This window comes from Streptomyces sp. NPDC006997 (genome assembly GCF_040635175.1).
Classification (GTDB): Bacteria; Actinomycetota; Actinomycetes; order Streptomycetales; family Streptomycetaceae; genus Streptomyces.
This window is the reverse complement of sequence record NZ_JBEYHH010000010.1, coordinates 79088-97070: the sequence shown is the minus strand read 5'-3', so window position 1 is coordinate 97070 and position 17983 is coordinate 79088. Positions and strand designations below refer to the sequence as shown.

17 protein-coding genes, 1 pseudogene and 1 riboswitch are annotated in these 17983 nt (G+C 74.8%); of the genes and pseudogenes, 9 read left to right on the top strand and 9 right to left on the bottom strand.

Annotated elements, in window-relative coordinates; translation table 11 throughout:
- Positions 1–11: 11 nt before the first annotated feature.
- From ABZ659_RS12495 to ABZ659_RS12485, 3 genes are read right to left on the bottom strand one after another with little or no spacing between them, the layout of a single operon-like run.
- Positions 12–1088, bottom strand: a complete 1077-nt coding sequence (locus ABZ659_RS12495) for a prenyltransferase/squalene oxidase repeat-containing protein (protein ID WP_360217181.1) — start codon at positions 1086–1088, stop codon at positions 12–14.
- Positions 1085–1828 (bottom strand): class I SAM-dependent methyltransferase, encoded by a 744-nt coding sequence (locus ABZ659_RS12490; RefSeq protein ID WP_360217178.1) that lies wholly within the window; start codon positions 1826–1828, stop codon positions 1085–1087. The genes ABZ659_RS12495 and ABZ659_RS12490 overlap by 4 nt, the downstream gene beginning before the upstream one ends.
- Entirely contained in the window at positions 1822–3207 is a 1386-nt protein-coding gene (locus ABZ659_RS12485) for a glycosyltransferase family 4 protein (protein ID WP_360217175.1), read from the bottom strand. Before ABZ659_RS12485 ends, ABZ659_RS12490 begins: the two co-directional genes overlap by 7 nt.
- 167 nt (positions 3208–3374) lie before the next feature.
- On the opposite strand from ABZ659_RS12485, the gene ABZ659_RS12480 reads away from it, so the two are divergent.
- The 7 genes from ABZ659_RS12480 (at position 3375) to ABZ659_RS12450 (ending at position 10891) form a co-directional block, all read left to right on the top strand.
- The gene (locus ABZ659_RS12480; RefSeq protein WP_360217493.1) at positions 3375–4022 is read left to right on the top strand and encodes a TetR family transcriptional regulator; all 648 of its coding nucleotides are present in this window, start codon (positions 3375–3377) and stop codon (positions 4020–4022) included.
- Positions 4023–4386: 364 nt separating this feature from the next.
- Positions 4387–4515, top strand: a riboswitch (cobalamin riboswitch).
- A 120-nt stretch (positions 4516–4635) separates the two neighbouring features.
- Positions 4636–5877: a prenyltransferase/squalene oxidase repeat-containing protein gene (locus tag ABZ659_RS12475; RefSeq protein WP_360217172.1), complete on the top strand. Its 1242-nt coding sequence runs from the start codon at positions 4636–4638 to the stop codon at positions 5875–5877.
- On the top strand, positions 5874–6530 hold the full coding sequence (locus tag ABZ659_RS12470; RefSeq protein WP_360217169.1) for an SCO2322 family protein: 657 nt from the start codon (positions 5874–5876) through the stop codon (positions 6528–6530). Before ABZ659_RS12475 ends, ABZ659_RS12470 begins: the two co-directional genes overlap by 4 nt.
- Positions 6523–7599 (top strand): CbiQ family ECF transporter T component, encoded by a 1077-nt coding sequence (locus tag ABZ659_RS12465; protein ID WP_360217166.1) that lies wholly within the window; start codon positions 6523–6525, stop codon positions 7597–7599. Before ABZ659_RS12470 ends, ABZ659_RS12465 begins: the two co-directional genes overlap by 8 nt.
- The gene (locus ABZ659_RS12460; RefSeq protein WP_360217163.1) at positions 7596–9314 is read left to right on the top strand and encodes an ATP-binding cassette domain-containing protein; all 1719 of its coding nucleotides are present in this window, start codon (positions 7596–7598) and stop codon (positions 9312–9314) included. Before ABZ659_RS12465 ends, ABZ659_RS12460 begins: the two co-directional genes overlap by 4 nt.
- On the top strand, positions 9311–10138 hold the full coding sequence (locus ABZ659_RS12455; RefSeq protein ID WP_360217160.1) for an ECF transporter S component: 828 nt from the start codon (positions 9311–9313) through the stop codon (positions 10136–10138). Before ABZ659_RS12460 ends, ABZ659_RS12455 begins: the two co-directional genes overlap by 4 nt.
- Positions 10139–10474: 336 nt before the next feature.
- A complete protein-coding gene (locus ABZ659_RS12450; RefSeq protein ID WP_360217157.1) occupies positions 10475–10891 on the top strand; it encodes a transglycosylase SLT domain-containing protein in 417 nt (138 codons plus the stop codon).
- Between the two features lie 90 nt (positions 10892–10981).
- On the opposite strand, the pseudogene ABZ659_RS12445 reads toward ABZ659_RS12450, so the two are convergent.
- The 3 genes and pseudogenes from ABZ659_RS12445 to ABZ659_RS12435 form a co-directional block, all read right to left on the bottom strand.
- Positions 10982–11172, bottom strand: a pseudogene (locus ABZ659_RS12445) (steroid C27-monooxygenase); the annotation flags it as partial.
- A 44-nt stretch (positions 11173–11216) separates the two neighbouring features.
- Complete coding sequence (locus tag ABZ659_RS12440) at positions 11217–12503, bottom strand: M48 family metallopeptidase (RefSeq protein ID WP_360217154.1); 1287 nt, start codon at positions 12501–12503, stop codon at positions 11217–11219.
- Between the two features lie 156 nt (positions 12504–12659).
- On the bottom strand, positions 12660–14726 hold the full coding sequence (locus ABZ659_RS12435) for a bifunctional glycosyltransferase 87/phosphatase PAP2 family protein (protein ID WP_360217151.1): 2067 nt from the start codon (positions 14724–14726) through the stop codon (positions 12660–12662).
- A 242-nt stretch (positions 14727–14968) separates the two neighbouring features.
- Here ABZ659_RS12435 and ABZ659_RS12430 point away from each other — a divergent pair, with 242 nt between their 5' ends.
- Positions 14969–15640, top strand: a complete 672-nt coding sequence (locus ABZ659_RS12430) for an O-methyltransferase (RefSeq protein ID WP_360217148.1) — start codon at positions 14969–14971, stop codon at positions 15638–15640.
- Positions 15641–15669: 29 nt separating this feature from the next.
- On the opposite strand, the gene ABZ659_RS12425 is transcribed toward ABZ659_RS12430, so the two are convergent.
- Positions 15670–16062, bottom strand: a complete 393-nt coding sequence (locus ABZ659_RS12425) for a hypothetical protein (RefSeq protein WP_360217145.1) — start codon at positions 16060–16062, stop codon at positions 15670–15672.
- A 132-nt stretch (positions 16063–16194) separates the two neighbouring features.
- On the opposite strand from ABZ659_RS12425, the gene ABZ659_RS12420 reads away from it, so the two are divergent.
- Positions 16195–16602 (top strand): DUF1992 domain-containing protein, encoded by a 408-nt coding sequence (locus ABZ659_RS12420; RefSeq protein WP_360217142.1) that lies wholly within the window; start codon positions 16195–16197, stop codon positions 16600–16602.
- Positions 16603–16615: 13 nt separating this feature from the next.
- Here ABZ659_RS12420 and ABZ659_RS12415 read toward each other — a convergent pair whose 3' ends face one another.
- Complete coding sequence (locus ABZ659_RS12415; protein ID WP_360217490.1) at positions 16616–17146, bottom strand: hypothetical protein; 531 nt, start codon at positions 17144–17146, stop codon at positions 16616–16618.
- A gap of 121 nt (positions 17147–17267) precedes the next feature.
- Complete coding sequence (locus ABZ659_RS12410; RefSeq protein ID WP_360217139.1) at positions 17268–17948, bottom strand: hypothetical protein; 681 nt, start codon at positions 17946–17948, stop codon at positions 17268–17270.
- Positions 17949–17983 lie beyond the last annotated feature (35 nt).

Genomic DNA, 17983 nt, shown 5'->3' with positions numbered 1-17983 from the left:
CGGCGGGTCCGTCAGCAGCAGTCCGTCTCCACGTCGTCCAGGCCGCGCGGCAGGTGGTCGCCGCCGAAGACCGCGCAGGTGGCCTCGTCGCCGCCGAGCGCGGCCACGGCGAGCAGCAGCGACCCCGCCGTCCAGGTGGTCAGCTCCTCGGGCCAGACGACCTCGTCGTCGAAGACGAGGCCGGTCCAGTACAGCCCGGACGCGGGGTCGCGCAGGTGCTGGATGGACTGGAGTATCTCCAGCGCGCGGTCCGACTCGCCCACCGCCCACAGCGCGAGGGCGAGTTCGGCGGACTCGCCGCCGGTCACCCACGGGTTGGGAACGACGCAGCGGACGCCGAAGCCGGGCACGACGAAGCGGTCCCAGCCCTCCTCGATCCGGTCCTTGGCCTCCGCGCCGGTCAGCGCGCCGCCGAGGACCGGGTAGTACCAGTCCATGGAGTAGCGGGACTTGTCCAGGAACCGCTCCGGGTGCCGCCGGATCACGTGCCGCAGCGTGCCGAGCGCCAGCTCCCAGTCGGGCTGCGGCTCCTCGCGCTGCTCGGCGACGGCGAGGGCGCAGCGCAGGGCGTGGTGGACGGAGGAGGAGCCGGTGAGCAGGGCGTCCGCGGCGGGGGTGCCGTCGTCGTCGCGGCGCCAGCCGATCCGGCCGTCCGGCTGCTGGAGCGCCAGCACGAACTCGACGGCCGCGTGGACGGTGGGCCACATCCGGTCCAGGAAGGCGTCGTCGCCGGTGGCGAGGTAGTGGTGCCAGACGCCGACCGCGACGTAGGCGACGAAGTTGGTCTCCCGCCCCCGGTCGGTGACGGCGTCCGCGTCGCCGTCGGCGTAGGCGGCGTACCAGGAGCCGTCGGGGTTCTGGTGGCGGCGGAGCCACTCGTAGGCCCGCTCGGCGGCCTGGTACTCCCCGGCCGCGTCCAGGGCCATGGCGGCCTCGGTGTGGTCCCAGGGGTCGAGGTGGTGGCCCCGGAACCACGGTATGGCGCCGTCGGCGCGCTGCGCGCCGAGCAGGGCGCGTACGGTCGCGGCGGCCTCGTCGGCGGTGAGGACGCCGGGCAGGACGAGGTGGTCGGTGCGGGGGGTGGTCACCGCGCGTCCGCCTCGGGCAGGCGGGGCAGGTGCGGCTTGGTCGCGTAGGCCACGAAGCTCTTGCCGATCAGCGGGTTGAGGGCCTGCTCGGCGACCCGGGTGGCGAGCGGCTTCTTCATGATGTCCCAGACCAGCAGCTTGTGGTACGCCCGCACCGGCGGCGCCTTGTCGTTGTCGACGCCGAACGCGCACTTGAGCCACCAGTACGGGGAGTGCAGGGCGTGGGCGTGGTGGGTGCCGTAGGGGCGCAGCCCGGCCTCGCGTATCTTCGCGAGGAGTTCGTCGGCCTTGTAGATGCGGATGTGGCCGCCCTCGACCTCGTGGTAGGCGTCGGAGAGGGTCCAGCAGACCTTCTCGGGGCCGTAGCGCGGGACGGTGACGGCGATCCGGCCGCCGGGCTTGAGCACCCGGACCATCTCGGCGAGGACGCCCTTGTCGTCGGGGATGTGCTCCATCACCTCGGAGATGATGACGACGTCGAAGGACTCGTCGGGGAAGGGCAGCGCGAGCGCGTCGCCCTCCAGGGCGGTGGCGGTGGCCCCGGCGGGCGCCTCACCGGCCTCCTCCATCGCCGCGAACCACCTGGCGACCTCGCGGATCTCCTCGCCGTTCTGGTCCAGGGCGACGACCCGCGCGCCGCGCCGGTAGCACTCGAAGGCGTGCCGCCCCGCTCCGCAGCCGAGGTCCAGGACCCGGTCCCCCGGGGCGAGTGGGAACCGGGTGAAGTCGACGGTCAGCACGTGGCCCTGCTTTCGGGTGAGACGCCGGTGGGGGTGGGGATGGGTGCGGGTGCGGGGGCGCCGGTGGTGCGGGCGATCGCCTCACGGTAGTGGGCCACCGTGCCCTGCGCGGCGCGGGCCCAGGTGAAGTGGTCGAGGACGCGGTCCCTTCCCGCGGCGCCGAGGCGGGCGCGCAGGTCGGGGTCGGTGAGCAGACGGCCGAGCCCGGCGGCGAGGGCGTCCGGGTCGCCGGGGGGCACGGCGAGGCAGGTCTCCCCGTCGCGCCCGGCGACCTCGGGGATGGCGCCGCCGGTGGTGGCGAGCAGCGGGGTGCCGGTGGCCATGGCCTCGGCGGCGGGCAGGGAGAACCCCTCGTACAGCGACGGCACGCAGGCGACCTGCGCCGAGCGCACCAGGTCGACGAGTTCGGCGTCGGAGATGCCCTTGACGAACTCGACGGCGCCTTCGAGGCCGTACCGTTCGACCGCGCGGGCGACCGGGCCGCCCTCGGGCCGCTTGCCGACGACGACGAGGTGGGCGCCGGGGTGCTCGGTGCGCACCTTGGCCAGCGCCTCGACGAGGAAGACCAGGCCCTTGAGCGGGACGTCGGCGCTGGAGGTGGTGACGATCCGGCCGGGCACCTTCGGCACCGACGGGTCGGGCGAGAACAGGTCGGTGTCGGCGCCGATGTGCACGACGTGGACGCGGTCCTCGCGGACGCCGAGGTGTTCGACGATCTCGGCGCGGGAGGTGCCGGAGACGGTGAGGACGGAGGGCAGCCGCCGGGCGACGCGCTTCTGCATCCGGGTGAAGGCGTACCAGCGCCGCACGGACCAGCGGCGGGCGCGGCTCCCGGCCGCGTCCAGCTCCAACTGCCGGTCCACGGTGATGGGGTGGTGGACGGTGGTGACCAACGGGGCGCCGAGGTCGCCGAGCAGGCCGTAGCCGAGGGTCTGGTTGTCGTGGACGACGTCGAAGTCGCCGCGGCGGGCGCGCAGGTGGCGACGGGCGCGCAGCGAGAAGGTGAGCGGCTCGGGGAAGCCGCCGGTCCACATCGTGCCGACTTCCAGGGCGTCGATCCAGTCGCGGTACTCGTGGCGGCCCGGGGTGCGGAAGGGGTCGGGCTGGCGGTAGAGGTCGAGGCTGGGGAGTTCGGTGAGGGTCGGGCCACCGGGGCCGTCCGAGCCGTCGAGGGCGTCGAGGACGGGGTAGGGCTGGGCGCCGATGACCTCGACGCGGTGGCCGAGGCGGGCCAGTTCGCGGGAGAGGTGCCGGACGTAGACGCCCTGGCCCCCGCAGAACGGGTTGCCCTTGTAGGTGAGGAGTGCGATGCGGAGCGGTCGCAAGCCGTCGGACGCCAGGTCCTGGCGGGGACCCGCCTGACTGGCCTCAGCGGTCACTCTGGGCCCCCTTCTCCCTGCACTGCGCGAGCCTACGACGCGACGCTAATCTAGAACAAGTTGCAGACTTGATCGTTCGGAAGCTCCGAATCTACCGGCAGGTAGGGGCGCTGTGACCAGTGGATCAGGTGATTCGCGCCACGGCGGGGCAGGGCGGAGTGGGCAGGGTGGAGAACGTGGGCAAGGCGGCCGGAGCGGACGTCGGCACAGCGTCCCCCGGCACACCGCCGCTCACCGAACGGCAGGCGGCCCGGCGGCGGCGGATCCTGCACGCGTCGGCGCGACTGGCCAGCCGGGGCGGCTTCGACGCGGTGCAGATGCGGGAGGTCGCGGAGTCCTCACAGGTGGCCCTCGGCACCCTCTACCGCTACTTCCCCTCCAAGATCCACCTCCTGGTCGCCACGATGCGGGACCAGCTCGACCACATGCGCGCCACCCTGCGCGAGAAACCCCCCGCGGGCGACACGGCGGCCGCGCGCGTCACGGAGACCCTGATGCGGGCCTTCCGCGCCCTCCAGCGCGAGCCGGACCTCGCCGACGCGATGGTCAGGGCCCTCACCTTCGCGGACCGCAGCGTGAGCCCCGAGGTGGACCAGGTCTCCCGCCAGACGACGGCGATCATCCTGGACGCCATGGGCCTGACCACCCCGCCCACCGCCGACCAGCTCGCCGCCGTCCGCGTCATCGAGCACACCTGGCACTCGGCCCTCACCACCTGGCTGTCGGGCCGCGCCTCCATCGCCCAGGTCAGGATCGACATCGAGACGGCGTGCCGGTTGATCGACCTCACGGAGAGCGAGTCCGGCACGCCCTGAACGGGCACGCGAAACGACCTACGAGGCGGGTTCCCTTCGCCGGTATTGTCCGGATCAGGTCGCTGGGGGTCGCCTTCCGGAACGCGCGCCTCGCGGCCGTACGCCCTTCCGGCCTCTCAGCCCGACCGTCGACGTCGGCACCGGCGGATACCCGTACTGCCCGGTGTCTCGCCAGAGTCGGCTACTCCGGTCGAACTCCCTCACTCGTCTCGTAGGCCTTGTAAATAGGGTAAATCCGACACCGCGCCGGATGCCAGTCCTCGGACGGGAAAACCTGTTCCCCGCCGCCCAGCAGGCGGTGGCGGGCGGCGAGACCGTCGCGTACGTGGCCGTACAGGCGACCGGCAGGCGGCGGGCGGGCTACGGCCCGGTAGCATGGCCCGGTCGTCATCACACCCGTACGGGGGGAAGCCGGTGCAATTCCGGCGCTGACCCGCAACCGTGAACCGCCGCAAGGCCGGTGAGCCGGACTGCCCGGTACGGAACCGTGACCGGCTCAAGCGCGCCCGCGTCCCGCGGGTGCGCGGCACCGTCGAGGCATACGGAGCCGAGCCGCCGGGGGTGCCCCCTGCTGCCCGGCTGCCCGCGCAGCACAGAGAGGCACCCGCCGATCATGAACATCCGCCGCAGCGCAGTGGTCCTGGCCGCCGCCGTCCTGACCGGCGCCGTCGCGGCACCGGTCGCGCACGCCGCCGACCCGTCGCCGTCCGCCTCGCTGCCCACCGCCCTGTACGGCACCGCCGACCCCACCTACGACGGGGTGTGGCGGCAGTCGCTGGCACTGCTCGCCCAGGACACCGTGGGCGTCACCCCGGCCGCCGCGGCCGTGGAGTGGCTCACCGGGCAGCAGTGCGCCGACGGCTCCTTCGCGCCCTACCGGGCCGACCCGGGCAAGGACTGCGACGCCAAGACCGCCGTCGACACCAACAACACCGCCGCCGCCGTGCAGGCCCTCGCGGCGCTCGGCGGACACGACGCGGTGACGGCGAAGGCCGTCGGCTGGCTGAAGTCCGTACAGAACAAGGACGGCGGCTGGGGCTACGTGCCCGGCGGCCCCAGCGACGCCAACTCCACCTCCGTCGTCATCGGCGCCCTCGCGGCGGTCGGCGAACAGCCCGGCGAGACGGTCAAGGGCGGCAAGTCGCCGTACGACGCCCTGCTGGGCCTCTCCATACCCTGCGGCGGGAAGGGCGGCGGTGCCTTCGCCTACCAGCCCGACGAGAAGGGGAAGCTGGCCGCCAACGACGACGCCACCGCCGCGGCCGTCGTCGGCGCCCTCGGCAAGGGCCTGACCGGCGCCGCCGCGAAGCCCGCCGGTACCGAGCCGGCCTGCGCGCAGGCCACCGACCCGGAGCAGGCCGCCCGCAACGGCGCCGCGCACCTGCACACCGCCCTCGCGAAGGACGGCCACCTGCTGTCCGCCCTGCCCGGCGCCGAGGACCAGCCGGACTACGGCAACACCGCCGACGCGGTCCTCGCCCTCGCCACCGCCGGGTACGCCGACGAGGCCGCCGACGCGATGCGCTGGCTCGGCGCCCACTACCAGGGCTGGGCCAAGCAGTCCGGACCGGCGGCGTACGCGCAGCTGATCCTCGCCGCCGACGCGGCCGGTTTCGACGTCCGCGACTTCGACGGCAGCGGCGACGACCTGGTGAAGCGGCTGAACGCGACGGGCCCGGCCCCGCGGGCCGCGGATGCCTCGGCGACCCAGACCACGGAGGCCGCCGAGGACAAGAAGGACGCCGGGGGCGACGACGACTTCGGCGTCGGCGTGCTGTGGACCGTCGGCGTCTTCCTCGTCGCCGGCATCGGCATCGGCTTCCTGGTCAGCGGCCGCGGGAAGTCGCGGTCGTGACGCCGCGCCGCCGCGCCGCGGCCCTCTCCGCGCTCGTCCTCGCCGCGCTGCTGACCGCGCTCGCGGGCGCGGTCCCGGCGCAGGCCGCGGGCTACCGCTACTGGTCGTTCTGGGAGCGCGAGGACGGCCGGTGGACCTACGCCACCCAGGGCCCGTCGCAGGTGCGGCCCTCCGACGGCGCCGTCCACGGCTTCCGGTTCGCCGTGAGCGAGGACTCCGCGGACGCCGACCGGCCGCGCGGCGGGGCGGACTTCACCGCGATCTGCGGGACGACGCCCGAGCGCGGCGACCGCAAGCGGATCGCCCTCGTCCTGGACTTCGGGACCCGCGCCGACGCGCCCTCCGGCGAGGCGCCGCCCGCCCGCCGCGCGGTCTGCGCCAGCGTCCCCACCGACGCCAGCACCGCCGAGGCCCTGGCCGCGGTGGCGAAACCCCTGCGCTACGACACCAACGCGCTGCTGTGCGCCATCGCGGGGTATCCGCGGCGGGGGTGCGGTGAGCAGATATCCACGGCGGGCAAGGGCGGCGGCGCCACGGAGACCGAGGAGACCGAGGAGACCGACGAGGGTCCCTCGCTGGGGCTGCTCGCGGGCGGTGCCGTCGTCGCCGTGCTCGCCGCGGCGGCGGTGTGGCAGGTCCGCCGCCGTGGGTGAGCGGGCCGCCGTCCACCCCGGGGCGTGGTGGCTGTGGTCCCTCGCCCTGGGGACCGCGGCGACCCGCACCACCAACCCGCTGCTGCTCGCCCTGCTCGTCGCCGTCTCCGCGTACGTCGTCGCCGCGCGGCGCCCGGACGCCCCCTGGGCGCGGTCCTACGGCGCGTTCGTGAAGCTGGCGCTGGCCGTGCTGCTGATCCGGCTGGTGTTCGTGGTGGCGCTCGGCTCGCCCATCCCCGGCACCCACGTCCTGCTCACCCTGCCCGAGGTCCCGCTGCCGGACTGGGCGCAGGGCATCCGCCTCGGCGGCCGGGTGACGGCGGAGGCGGTGGTGTTCGCCCTGTACGACGGGTTGCGGCTGGCCACCCTGCTGGTCTGCGTCGGCGCCGCGAACGCCCTCGCCAGCCCCACCCGGCTGCTGAAGTCGCTGCCGGGCGCGCTGTACGAGATGGGCGTCGCGGTGGTCGTCGCGCTCACCTTCGCGCCGCATCTCGTCGCCGACGCGCGGCGGTTGCGTGCCGCCCGGCGGCTGCGGGGCCGACCGGACGCGGGGGTGCGGGGGCTGCTCCAGGTCGGGCTGCCGGTCCTGGAGGGCGCCCTGGAACGCTCGGTCGCCCTCGCCGCCGCGATGGACGCCCGCGGCTACGGCCGTACCGCCGCCGTCCCCGCCGCGGTGCGCCGTACGACGGCCACGCTCACCCTCGGCGGGCTGCTCGGCGTCTGCGCGGGCACGTACGGGGTGCTGACGGCGGCGGGCGGCACGTACGGGCTGCCCGTGCTGCTGGCCGGGCTCGGTGCCGCGCTGGCCGGGCTGTGGCTGGGCGGCAGGCGCACCCCGCGCACCCGGTACCGCCCCGACCCGTGGGGCGCGCGGGCCTGGCTGGTCGCCGGGTCCGGGGCGGCCGTCGCCGCGCTGCTGGTGCTCGCCGGGGACCGGGACCCCGCGGCACTGCGGCCCGGGGTGGTCCCGCTGGTCGCGCCCGAGCTGCCGCTGTGGCCCGCCGCGGCCGTCCTCGTCGGGCTGCTCCCGGCCTTCGTCACCCCCGCACCGGAGAAGGAACTGCCGTGATCCGCTTCGAAGACGTGACCGTGACCTACGACGGCGCCGCCGAACCGGCCGTCCGCGACCTGGACTTCGAGGTGCCGGAGGGCGAACTCGTCCTGCTGGTCGGCCCGTCGGGCGTCGGCAAGTCGACCGTCCTGGGCGCGGTGAGCGGGCTCGTCCCGCACTTCACCGGCGGCACCCTGCGCGGCCGGGTCACGGTGGCGGGCCGCGACACCCGCACCCACAAGCCGCGCGAACTCGCCGACGTGGTGGGCACCGTGGGCCAGGACCCGCTGGCGCACTTCGTGACGGACACGGTCGAGGACGAACTCGCCTACGGCATGGAGTCGCTGGGCCTCGCCCCGGACGTGATGCGCCGCCGGGTGGAGGAGACCCTGGACCTGCTCGGCCTCGCCGACCTGCGGAACCGGCCCATCGCCACGCTCTCCGGTGGGCAGCGGCAGCGGGTGGCGATCGGCTCGGTGCTGACGCCGCACCCGCGCGTGCTGGTCCTCGACGAGCCGACGTCGGCCCTCGACCCGGCCGCCGCGGAGGAGGTCCTCGCGGTCCTCCAACGGCTCGTGCACGACCTCGGTACGACGGTCCTGATGGCCGAACACCGGCTGGAACGGGTCGTCCAGTACGCCGACCAGGTCCTCCTCCTGCCCGCCCCGGCCGCGCCGCCCGTGCTGGGCGCCCCGGCCGAGGTGATGGCCGTCTCCCCGGTGCTCCCGCCGGTGGTGGCCCTGGGCCGGCTCGCGGCCTGGTCCCCGCTCCCCCTGACGGTCCGCGACGCCCGCCGCCGCGCGGGGGCGCTGCGGGACCGTCTGGACGGTACGGCCCCGGCGGGCCCCGCACCGGCGGACACCCACCGCGAGCCGGACCGCCCCGGGACGTCCCCCGCCGCGCTCCCCTCCCCCCGCGCCTCCGTCCTCCCCCGCTTCCTGCGCGGGCGCCGCCCCCGGGGCGGCACATCGCAGGCGTCCCCCCTCGCCGCCGAGGTGAAGGCGCTCGCCGTCGACCGGGGGCGGGTGCGTGCCCTGCGGGGTGTCGGGCTCGGCGTCTCCCCCGGGGAGACGGTCGCGCTGATGGGCCGTAACGGCGCGGGCAAGTCCACGCTGCTGTCCGCCCTGGTCGGCCTGGTCGAGCCGACGTCGGGCACGGTGCGGGTCGGGGGCGCGGCCCCGCACCGGACGGCGCCGCGTGACCTCGTACGCCGGGTCGGTCTCGTCCCGCAGGAGCCGCGTGACCTGCTGTACGCGGACACGGTGGCCGCCGAGTGCCGGGCCGCCGACGAGGACGCGGGCGCCGCGCCGGGCACCTGCCGTGAGCTGGTCTCGGCGCTGCTGCCGGGGGTCGGCGACGCCGCGCACCCCCGGGACCTGTCCGAGGGGCAGCGGCTCGCGCTCGCCCTGGCGGTCGTCCTGACCGCCCGGCCGCCGCTGCTGCTCCTCGACGAGCCGACCCGCGGTCTGGACTACGCGGCCAAGGCGCGGCTGGTCGGGGTGTTGCGCGGGCTGGCCGCCGAGGGGCACGCGATCGTGCTGGCCACGCACGACGTGGAGCTGGCGGCGGAGATCGCGCACCGGGTGGTGCTGCTCGCGGAGGGCGAGGTGATCGCGGACGGCCCGACGGCGGACGTGGTCGTCTCGTCACCGTCGTTCGCGCCACAGGTCACCAAGATCCTGGCCCCCCGGCCGTACCTCACGGTGGCCCAGGTGAAGGAGGCCCTCGCATGACGCACCCGGACCGGCAGGCCCGCGCCGTCCGGCTCGGCCCGCGGTCGCTCGCCGCGCTGGCGCTGGTCAGCGCGGTCGGGGTGGCGGCGGTCGGCTGGCCGTTCCTCGTGCCGCCCGAGTCGCAGGTCGCCGCGCACGCCAAGGACGCGCCGTGGCTGTTCGCGGGGCTGCTGGTGCTGCTCGTCGCGGTGGTCGCGGCGACGATCGCCGAGTCCGGGCTCGGCCCCAAGGCGGTCGCCATGCTCGGCGTGCTGGCCGCGACGGGCGCGGCACTGCGGCCGGTCGGCGCGGGCACGGCGGGCATCGAGCCGATGTTCTTCCTGATGGTGCTCAGCGGCCGGGTCCTGGGCCCGGGCTTCGGTTTCGTGCTGGGCTCGGTGACGATGTTCGCCTCCGCGCTGCTCACCGGCGGGGTGGGGCCGTGGCTGCCGTTCCAGATGCTGTCCATGGGCTGGTTCACGATGGGCGCGGGCCTGCTGCCGGGCCCGGACCGGCTGCGCGGCCGGGCGGAGCTGGGGCTGCTCGCCTGCTACGGCTTCCTGGCCGCCTTCGCCTACGGCACGGTGATGAACCTGGCGGGCTGGACGTTCATGGACACCAACGCGTCCGACATCGCGTTCGACGCCGACGCCTCGGTGGCCGCCAACCTGGCCCGCTTCGTCGCCTACTGCCTGGCGACCTCGCTCGGCTGGGACCTGGGACGCGCCGTCGTCACCGTCGTCCTGACCGTCGTCCTCGGTCCGGCGGTGCTGCGGGCGCTGCGGCGGGCGACGCGACGGGCCGCTTTCGAGAGCCCGGTCACGTTCGACGCTCCCGCTGGGTAGGGGCCCGTGCGCGGGCGGTTACTCACGTGGTGAACCACCCCACATGACCCAGATCACTCACTACGCCGCTTAGTAGCCGATTCGCCATGACATGGACCGGACATTACTCGCGCTGACCTGGGGTTTGAGAGCCAGGTCACACGACTGAAGACCCGCCCGTATGCGACCACAACTAGTAAAAGGGGTCATTGCGGACCCCTGTCCGGCCTGCTTCTCTGGATGACGTCGCACGGCGCCGAGGTGCCCCCACGGACCCGGCGTCGGCGCATGTCGCCGCCACGCACCGCGTGGTCACGGCACGCCGCGACACCACCGCCCCCGAAGAAAAGGTTCACCGTGCCCGCCACCTTCATCCGTCGCGTCGCCAGCCCGAAGAAGGCCGTCACCGGTCTCGCCGTCGCCGCCGCCACCGCCGGTATGGCGCTGACGGCCGCCCCGGCCCACGCGGCCACCACCTCCTCGGCCGCCAGCGCCCAGGCGATCGCGAAGCAGATGATCCCGGACACCGCGCAGTACAACGCGTTCAGCAAGATCGTCCAGCACGAGAGCGGCTGGGACGTCGACGCCACGAACGCGTCGTCCGGCGCCTACGGCCTGGTCCAGGCCCTGCCCGGCTCCAAGATGGCCTCCGCCGGGTCCGACTGGAAGACCAACCCCAAGACCCAGATCAAGTGGGGTCTGAACTACATGAACGACCGCTACGGCAGCCCGGTCGGCGCCTGGAACTTCTGGCAGGCCAACGGCTGGTACTGAGCGGCACCCACGCCGCACGCGGCCCCTTGATACGAAGGCGGCGGCCCCGATCCCCGGGCCGCCGCCTTCCCCCACGTGGGGCCGCCCCCGTCACCCGCTGACCCGCGGCTCCCTCACCCCGTTGCTCCACGCCGACCGCGGCCGCCGCGGCTCCCCCGCCACCTTCAGGCCGGGCATCGCGTCGGCGACGGCGTCATGGATGAGGTCGATCTCCAGCACGGCGAGGGACCTGCCGTGCTGGAGTGCGGTCCGCCGCCCCCGAAGCCGAGGTGCGGACCTGGCCACGGGGACCGTCATCCAGCGGCGGTGATCCCCGGACGGCCCCTCACGTCCCGTCCAGCCCGTCCCGCACGAGTTCCCGTGCCACCCGCGCCCGCGCCTCGGCGAGTTCGGCGGCGATACGGCCCTCCCCGGCCCCGTCGGTCACCACGGTGCCCGCCTCCCGGGCGGTCCGCAGCAGGCACTGGCGGCGCAGGTGGGTCGGCGGGTGGGTGGAGTCGACGCTGTGTCCGCGCAGCGCGCCGACCCGGCGCCGCCGCTCGTACTCGGACTCGGGCACGTCGGCGGCGTACTCGGCGAGCGCCTCCCAGAGCCCCGCGCCGGCCGCCTCGGCGCCACGGCGCCCCCGGCCGTTCATGCGCCGGGCGTTGACCTCCCGGCGCAGGGCGATCTCGACCGGGTCGGCCACCAGGAACCGGTCCATCAGAGCGACCGCGGCACCGGTGGACCCGGCACGGGCCGCCGCGGCGTCGGCCAGGTACTCACAGCGCTGCGAGGCCCGCAGGGCGACCAGGTCGAGGAGCGTGAGCAGGGCGCCGGTGGCGTACCGGAACGGGAGGAGGAGCAGGTTGGTGACCACCTCGAAGATGTCGCCGGGGCGGGGGTAGGGCTGGAAGTAGTCGTGCCAGACGGTCAGCGACCGCAGGGCGGAGCCCACGACGAGACCGTGCCGGGTGTCGCCGTTGACGAAGTGCCCCAGCTCGTGCCCGAGCAGGGCGACGCGCTCCCGGGGCGTGAGCACCTCCCACAGCGGCACTCCCAGCGTCAGCATCCGCCTCCGGACGCCGAGCGTGCTCACGGAGGCGTTGAACTCGGCGTCGACGACGATCGCGTCCACGCCCCGGGTGCCCACCGCGCGGCCGACCTCGTCGACGAGCGCGTACAGTTCGGGCGCGTCCGCGCGGCGCAGCACGATGCCGTCCCGGGGCAGCCGCCCCAGCCGGGGCCGCAGCGTCCAGGCAGCCCCGAGGGCCAGCAGCCCGCCGACCACCGACCAGAACCCGGACGCGCCGGCCAGCAGCAGCGCCCCGCACACCAGCAGCACGACGGTGACCGCGTGCACGGCGAGGGCGAGGGTGAAGGACAGCACCCCGAAGGCGTCCAGCCGCACAGGCACCCCGTCCGCCGTGAGGTCGGCGAGCAGCCGCTCCCCGTGCCGCTCCGCCAGCCGCCGCCGGATCCGCTCCCCGCGCCCCGCGGGCTCCTCCCGCCCGCCCTCCGGATCGACGTTCCAGTCGCACCCGGCGCACCAGGCGGTGAACCGCCCGTGCTCCGGCAACGGACCCCCGCACTCCGGGCACGCCCGCAGCGCCCCCTCTTCCACGGTACGCATCCGCGCACGCTCCCCACCTCTGGCCCTTCCCGGGCCACCCGCCATGGACAGCGAAGCTGATCACGGGGAGCGCCGTTTCGCAAAGCGCCCGCCGCGTCACACGTGAGGCGCCCGCCGCGCGCACGTATGCCACCGGACAGGAACGGCACGCCCCGCTCACTCCGCCGCCACGTACCGCCCCTCCGCCGACGCCGGCGACGGCCCGCCGCCCTCGCCCGCCTCGTCGCCGCGGGGCTTCGGGCGGGCGCGGGGACCCTGGAAGACGTAGGACAGGGCGAAGCCCGCCGCCACCACCGCCGCGCCGCCCGCCGCGTCGAGGACCCAGTGGTTGCCGGTGGCGACGATGGCGGAGCAGGTGAGGAGGGGGTGGAGCAGGCCGAGGGCCTTCATCCACACCTTCGGGGCGACGATGGCGATGATCACCCCGCACCACAGCGACCACCCGAAGTGCAGGGACGGCATCGCCGCGTACTGGTTGGTGAGCGCGGTCAGGGTGCCGTAGTCGGGCTGGGAGAAGTCCTGGACGCCGTGGACGGTGTCGATGATGCCGAGGCCCGGCATCAGGCGGGGCGGCGCGAGCGGGTAGAGCCAGAAGCCGACCAGGGCCAGCAGGGTGGTGAGACCGAGGGTGGCGCGGGCCCAGCGGTAGTCGACGGGACGCCGCCAGTACAGGACGCCGAGGACGGTCAGCGGGACGGCGAAGTGGAAGGACGTGTAGTAGAAGTCGAAGAACTCCCGCAGCCAGTCGACCTTCACCACGGCGTGGTTGACCGCGTGCTCGATGTCCAGGCCGAGCACCCGCTCCAGGTCGAGGATCTGCTCGCCGTGCGCCTCCGCCCGCTCCCGGCCCCCGGAGATCGTGCCGCCGGTCGCCGCCAGCCGGACCTGGGAGTAGGCGGCGTAGGTGACCCGTATCAACAGGGCTTCCAGGAGCAGGTTCGGGCGGGTCAGGACCCGGCCCAGGAACGGCAGCAGGGGGACGCGGCTCCAGCGGGCGGGCACCGGTGGGGCGTACGCCGTCGGGATCGGGTCCCGGTAGGAGGGCGAGGTGCGCAGCAGGAACGGGACGGCCGTGGCAGCGGCCAGCGCGGCCAGCAGCACGGCGTTGTCGCGCAGCGGGTACAGCGACTCCATCTCCGGCAGCAGCCACCTCGCGGGCACCGTCATCACCACGACGACCGCGACCGGCCAGACCAGCCGGTCCGAGGCGCGCCTGCCGACCCGGCCGACGACCGCCAGCAGCACCCACAGCAGCTGGTGCTGCCAGGCCGTGGGAGCCGCGGCGATCGCCGCGCAGCCCGTCACCGCGACCGCGAGCAGCAGCTGCCCGTCGTGCGCGTACCGCACGGCACGGCGCAGGGCGAGCACCGCGACCGTCGCGCCCAGCAGCAGGAAGACGACGGTCTCCGGCCACCCGGACAGGCCGAGGCGCAGCAGCGCGCCGTGCAGGGACTGGTTGGCGAGCGCGTCCGCGCGCCCGCCGAGCCCGACGCCCGCGAGGTGGTGGACCCAGTAGGCGTAGGAGTCGTGCGGCAGCGCCGCCCAGGCCAGCGCCGTACACCCGGCGAAGGCGGCGCCGAGCGACGCGGCGGCCCGGCGCCGCCCGGTCCACCACAGCAGCGCGGCGAAGAGCAGCAAGGTCGGCTGGAGCGCGGCGGCCACGCCGATCAGCGCGCCGCTGGCCCGCTGGCCGCGCGCCGCGAAGCAGCCGAGGAGGACCAGCAGGACCGGCAGGATGCTGGTCTGGCCGAGCCAGAAGGCGTTGCGCACCGGCAGCGACAGCATCAGCAGGCAGATCGCGACCGGCGCCGCGAACAGGGAGGTGCGGCGGCTCACCGGCTGCGGCAGCGCGCGGGCGGCGACCAGGCCGAGCGCGGCGACCAGCAGCAGCGTGCCGAAGGTCCAGCCCCAGCCGAGGGCCTGTTCCGCCGAACGGGTGAGGGGCTTGAGCACGAGCCCGGCGAACGGCGTGCCGGTGAACCGGTCGGAGTCGTACAGCGAGCCCGTGACGTGCAGGACGCCGTGGGGTCCGACCCAGGTCTCCAGATCGGTCAGCCGCTCCCCGCGCGGCGTGCTCAGGACGACCGCGATCTGCCGTACGGCGAGGACGGCGGCCACCGCCCACAGGCCCGCGCGGGCCAGCCGCAGCCGGGCCCCGGGCGTGCCGACGGCCGTCGCTCCGAGCGGCTCCGGCGGTCTTCCGCCGCGTTCCACGTTCGCCACGCCTAGTCGGCCCTCCCGCCCCGTCCGTTCCGAGCGTCGTCCCGTGTTCCCCGGGGAGGAGACGCAGGCCATCCCCTCTTCACCTGACGCCCCATCTTCCCTTGTCCAGAAGACGATAGTGCGGGCGGGATTCGGTCGCTTCCACTCGGCGCGATCCGCCTCACACGCGGCGCGCGGGCGGAACTACACTCGTTAGGGAAACTAGTTAGCGGTTCTAAGTAGACATACGAGAGGCAGAGCGTATGAGCGAGTCGCAGACCTGGGACGCCGTCGACGAGTACTTCTCCGGCCACCTCTCCCCCGACGACGAGGCGCTCCAGGCGGCCCTGCGCGACAGCGCGGCGGCCGGGCTCCCCGAGGTCAACGTCACCGCGACGCAGGGCAAGTTCCTCCAGCTGCTGGCCACCGTCCAGGGCGCCCGCACGGTCCTGGAGATCGGCACCCTCGGCGGCTACAGCACCATCTGGCTGGCCCGCGCCCTGCCCGCCGACGGCAGGCTGGTGTCGCTCGAGTACAGCCCCCGGCACGCCGAGGTCGCCGTCCGCAACATCGCCCGCGCGGGCCTGGACAAGGTCGCCGAGGTGCGCGTCGGCCCCGCCCTCGCATCGCTGCCCCAGCTCGCCGACGAGAACCCGCCGCCCTTCGACCTGGTCTTCATCGACGCCGACAAGGCCAACAACAAGCCGTACCTGGAGTGGGCGCTGAAGCTCACCAGCGCGGGCAGCCTCATCGTCGTCGACAACGTCGTCCGGGGCGGGCGCGTCGCCGACACCGGCAGCACCGAGCCCGACGTCCGCGGCACCCGCGCCGCCATCGAACTCATCGGCTCGCACCCCCGCCTCGACGGCACGGCGCTCCAGACGGTCGGCGCCAAGGGGTACGACGGTTTCGCGCTGGCCCGCGTGCTGGCCTGAGCGGTACCGGGCCGGGCCCGCGCGCCGGGTCACACCTCGTGGTAGAAGCCCACGTTGACGGTGCGCGGCCCGGTCCGGTCCCGGATGACCAGCTCGCCGTTGGTGCCCCGGGGCAGCGGCGCGGTGCCCCCGTAGCCGAGCGGCTGGGCGTACTCGCCGACGGTCAGCCGGACCTCGGAGGACGGGTCGGGCTGGGAGCCGCGCAGCCAGGTCACCTGCCAGGCGCCGTCCTGGCCGCAGACGAACTCCAGGTGGACGCGGGAGACGAACAGCCAGTCCTGCGGGGTCGCCAGACGGCACACGGCCCGGTCCCTGCCCACCCGCAGGACGGCGCCCGGCTCGCTGGGCGCGTCGGCCATCAGCATCCCGGCCGTGGCACCCTCGTCCGCCCCGGAGACGGTGGCCATGGTGAGTTCGAGCACGTGCGCTCCTCGTGAGGTGTTCCGCCGCCACGGCGCGGAAGACGTCGGACGTCCAACTGCGGCGCCCCACGGGGACGTACCGCCGCCAGATGATAAAACGCCCGGCCCGGTCCCGTCCGGCACAATGGGGCCATGACCGAGCGAAAGCCACCGGGTGTGCCGTTCGAGTCCTGGGTTGACAAGCAGATCCAGGACGCCCAGGCGCGCGGCGACTTCGACCGGCTGCCCGGCGCGGGGAAACCGCTGCCGGACCCGGCGGGGACGTCGTACGACGAGAACTGGTGGATCCGCCAGAAACTCGCCCGCGAGGGCGTCTCCGTGCTGCCGCCCGCGCTGGAACTGCGCAAGGAGGCCGAGGACGCGCTCACGGCGGCGCTGAACGCCCCTTCGGAGCGGGTCGTGCGGCGGATCATCACGGACGTCAACGCCCGGATCCGCGACATGCTGCTCAAGCCGCCGCCCGGCCCCCCGCTGGGCCGCAAGCCGTACGACGTCGAGGACGTGGTACGGCGGTGGCGGGAGGGCCGGGCGGCGGACTGACGCCTGGCGGCGCCTACTGGCGCAGGAGCCGGTCCGCGAGTTCGCGGTAGTCCCGCAGCGTCAGCCGGAGTTGTTCGGTGTCGGCGCTGGTCGCGCGGTCCTCGTCGGCGTCCTGCCAGGACCTCCGCAGCGTACGGCGCCGCTGGGTGACGGCGTCGGCGAAGCGGGCGGCGATCTCCTCCAGCGCGTGGTCCGCCTCCTCGACGGCGGACCGGGGCCCGTCGATGAACCCCGAGACCGCGTGCTGCATACGGCGCGAGAGCTGGTCGCTCTCCTCGTGGGCGATGAGGGGGGCGGCGGTGGGGGGTTCGGTGGTGCCGTGGGCGGGCGGGGCGGGGGCGCCGGGGGCCTCAGGGGTTCCCTGGGGCACGGGGGCGGCGGGCGCCGCGTGGGCCGCGTGGGCCGCGGGGATCCCCGTGCCCGTGGCCCCTTCGGCCACGGGCGACGCGTGGGTCTCCCGCGTATCCCGCGCATCCCTTGTCTCCCGCGCCTTACGCGTCCCCGTCGTCCCCGTCGTCCCGCGCATCTCCTCCGCCCCCTGCATCTGTTCCGTCCCCCCTGTCCCCGTCGTCGTGCCGTACCCCGTGACGTCCGCGCGGCGCCGGGTGCCGCGGTCGGGGTCCTCGTCGAACGCGCCAGTCGGTCGTGTCGCGTCGGACATCTCCTCAACTCCCCTTCGGATGGCGCCTGCCGAAGGCCATCGGCAGGTGCGCCCGGCCACCGGACCTGGCCGGGGCGTCGTTCCGCCCCGCGCGGTCGCCGGTGCCGGTGCGGGTGTCCTGGCGGGACGGGGCCACCAGGTCCTCGAACAGCGCGCGGGCCTCGACCATGGCCTCGCGCATCTCCTCGGTGGCGGCGCCGTTCCCCGCCCCTTCGACGGGCGTACGGGCCACGCGGTGCACGCGCCGGTAGCCGTGCACGTGGTCCGCGTGGTGCACGGACAACGCGGCGAGCTGCTCCTCGTACTGCCCGCCCTCGGGGAAGCCGCGGGCGGCGGCCAGCTCCGCGAGCAGCCGGTCCGCCTCGCCCACCGCCTCCTGCGGCGAGTCGACGAAGCGCTCCTGCGCGGCCGTCCAGCGGGCCTCGAACTGCTGCCGCTGGGCGGGTTCCAGCGGCCGTTCGCGCAGGTCGCCGTGGCGCTCCAGGCGCCCGGCGAGTTCCCGCTCGGCCGCCTTGGCGTCGCCGTCGTGCCGAGCCACGGCACGGTCGTACTCGGGCCCGAAGCGCCGCTTCAGTGACGTACCGCCGAGCCCGCCGCCACGGGAGCGCAGGCCCAGCACGGCCACCGCGACGAGCACCAGGGCCGCCACGATCACGATCAGAGCAATGATCCAGCCAGTGGACATGAATGCCTTCCGGGTTCTCGACCCAACCGGCCCTC

Excerpts from the sequence above, each read along its gene's own strand:
- ABZ659_RS12475 (WP_360217172.1), top strand. The coding sequence starts at position 4,636 with ATGAACATCCGCCGCAGCGCAGTGGTCCTGGCCGCCGCCGTCCTGACC.
- ABZ659_RS12455 (WP_360217160.1), top strand. The coding sequence starts at position 9,311 with ATGACGCACCCGGACCGGCAGGCCCGCGCCGTCCGGCTCGGCCCGCGG.
- ABZ659_RS12440 (WP_360217154.1), bottom strand. The coding sequence starts at position 12,503 with ATGCGTACCGTGGAAGAGGGGGCGCTGCGGGCGTGCCCGGAGTGCGGG.
- ABZ659_RS12430 (WP_360217148.1), top strand. The coding sequence starts at position 14,969 with ATGAGCGAGTCGCAGACCTGGGACGCCGTCGACGAGTACTTCTCCGGC.
- ABZ659_RS12420 (WP_360217142.1), top strand. The coding sequence starts at position 16,195 with ATGACCGAGCGAAAGCCACCGGGTGTGCCGTTCGAGTCCTGGGTTGAC.
- ABZ659_RS12415 (WP_360217490.1), bottom strand. The coding sequence starts at position 17,146 with ATGCAGGGGGCGGAGGAGATGCGCGGGACGACGGGGACGACGGGGACG.
- ABZ659_RS12410 (WP_360217139.1), bottom strand. The coding sequence starts at position 17,948 with ATGTCCACTGGCTGGATCATTGCTCTGATCGTGATCGTGGCGGCCCTG.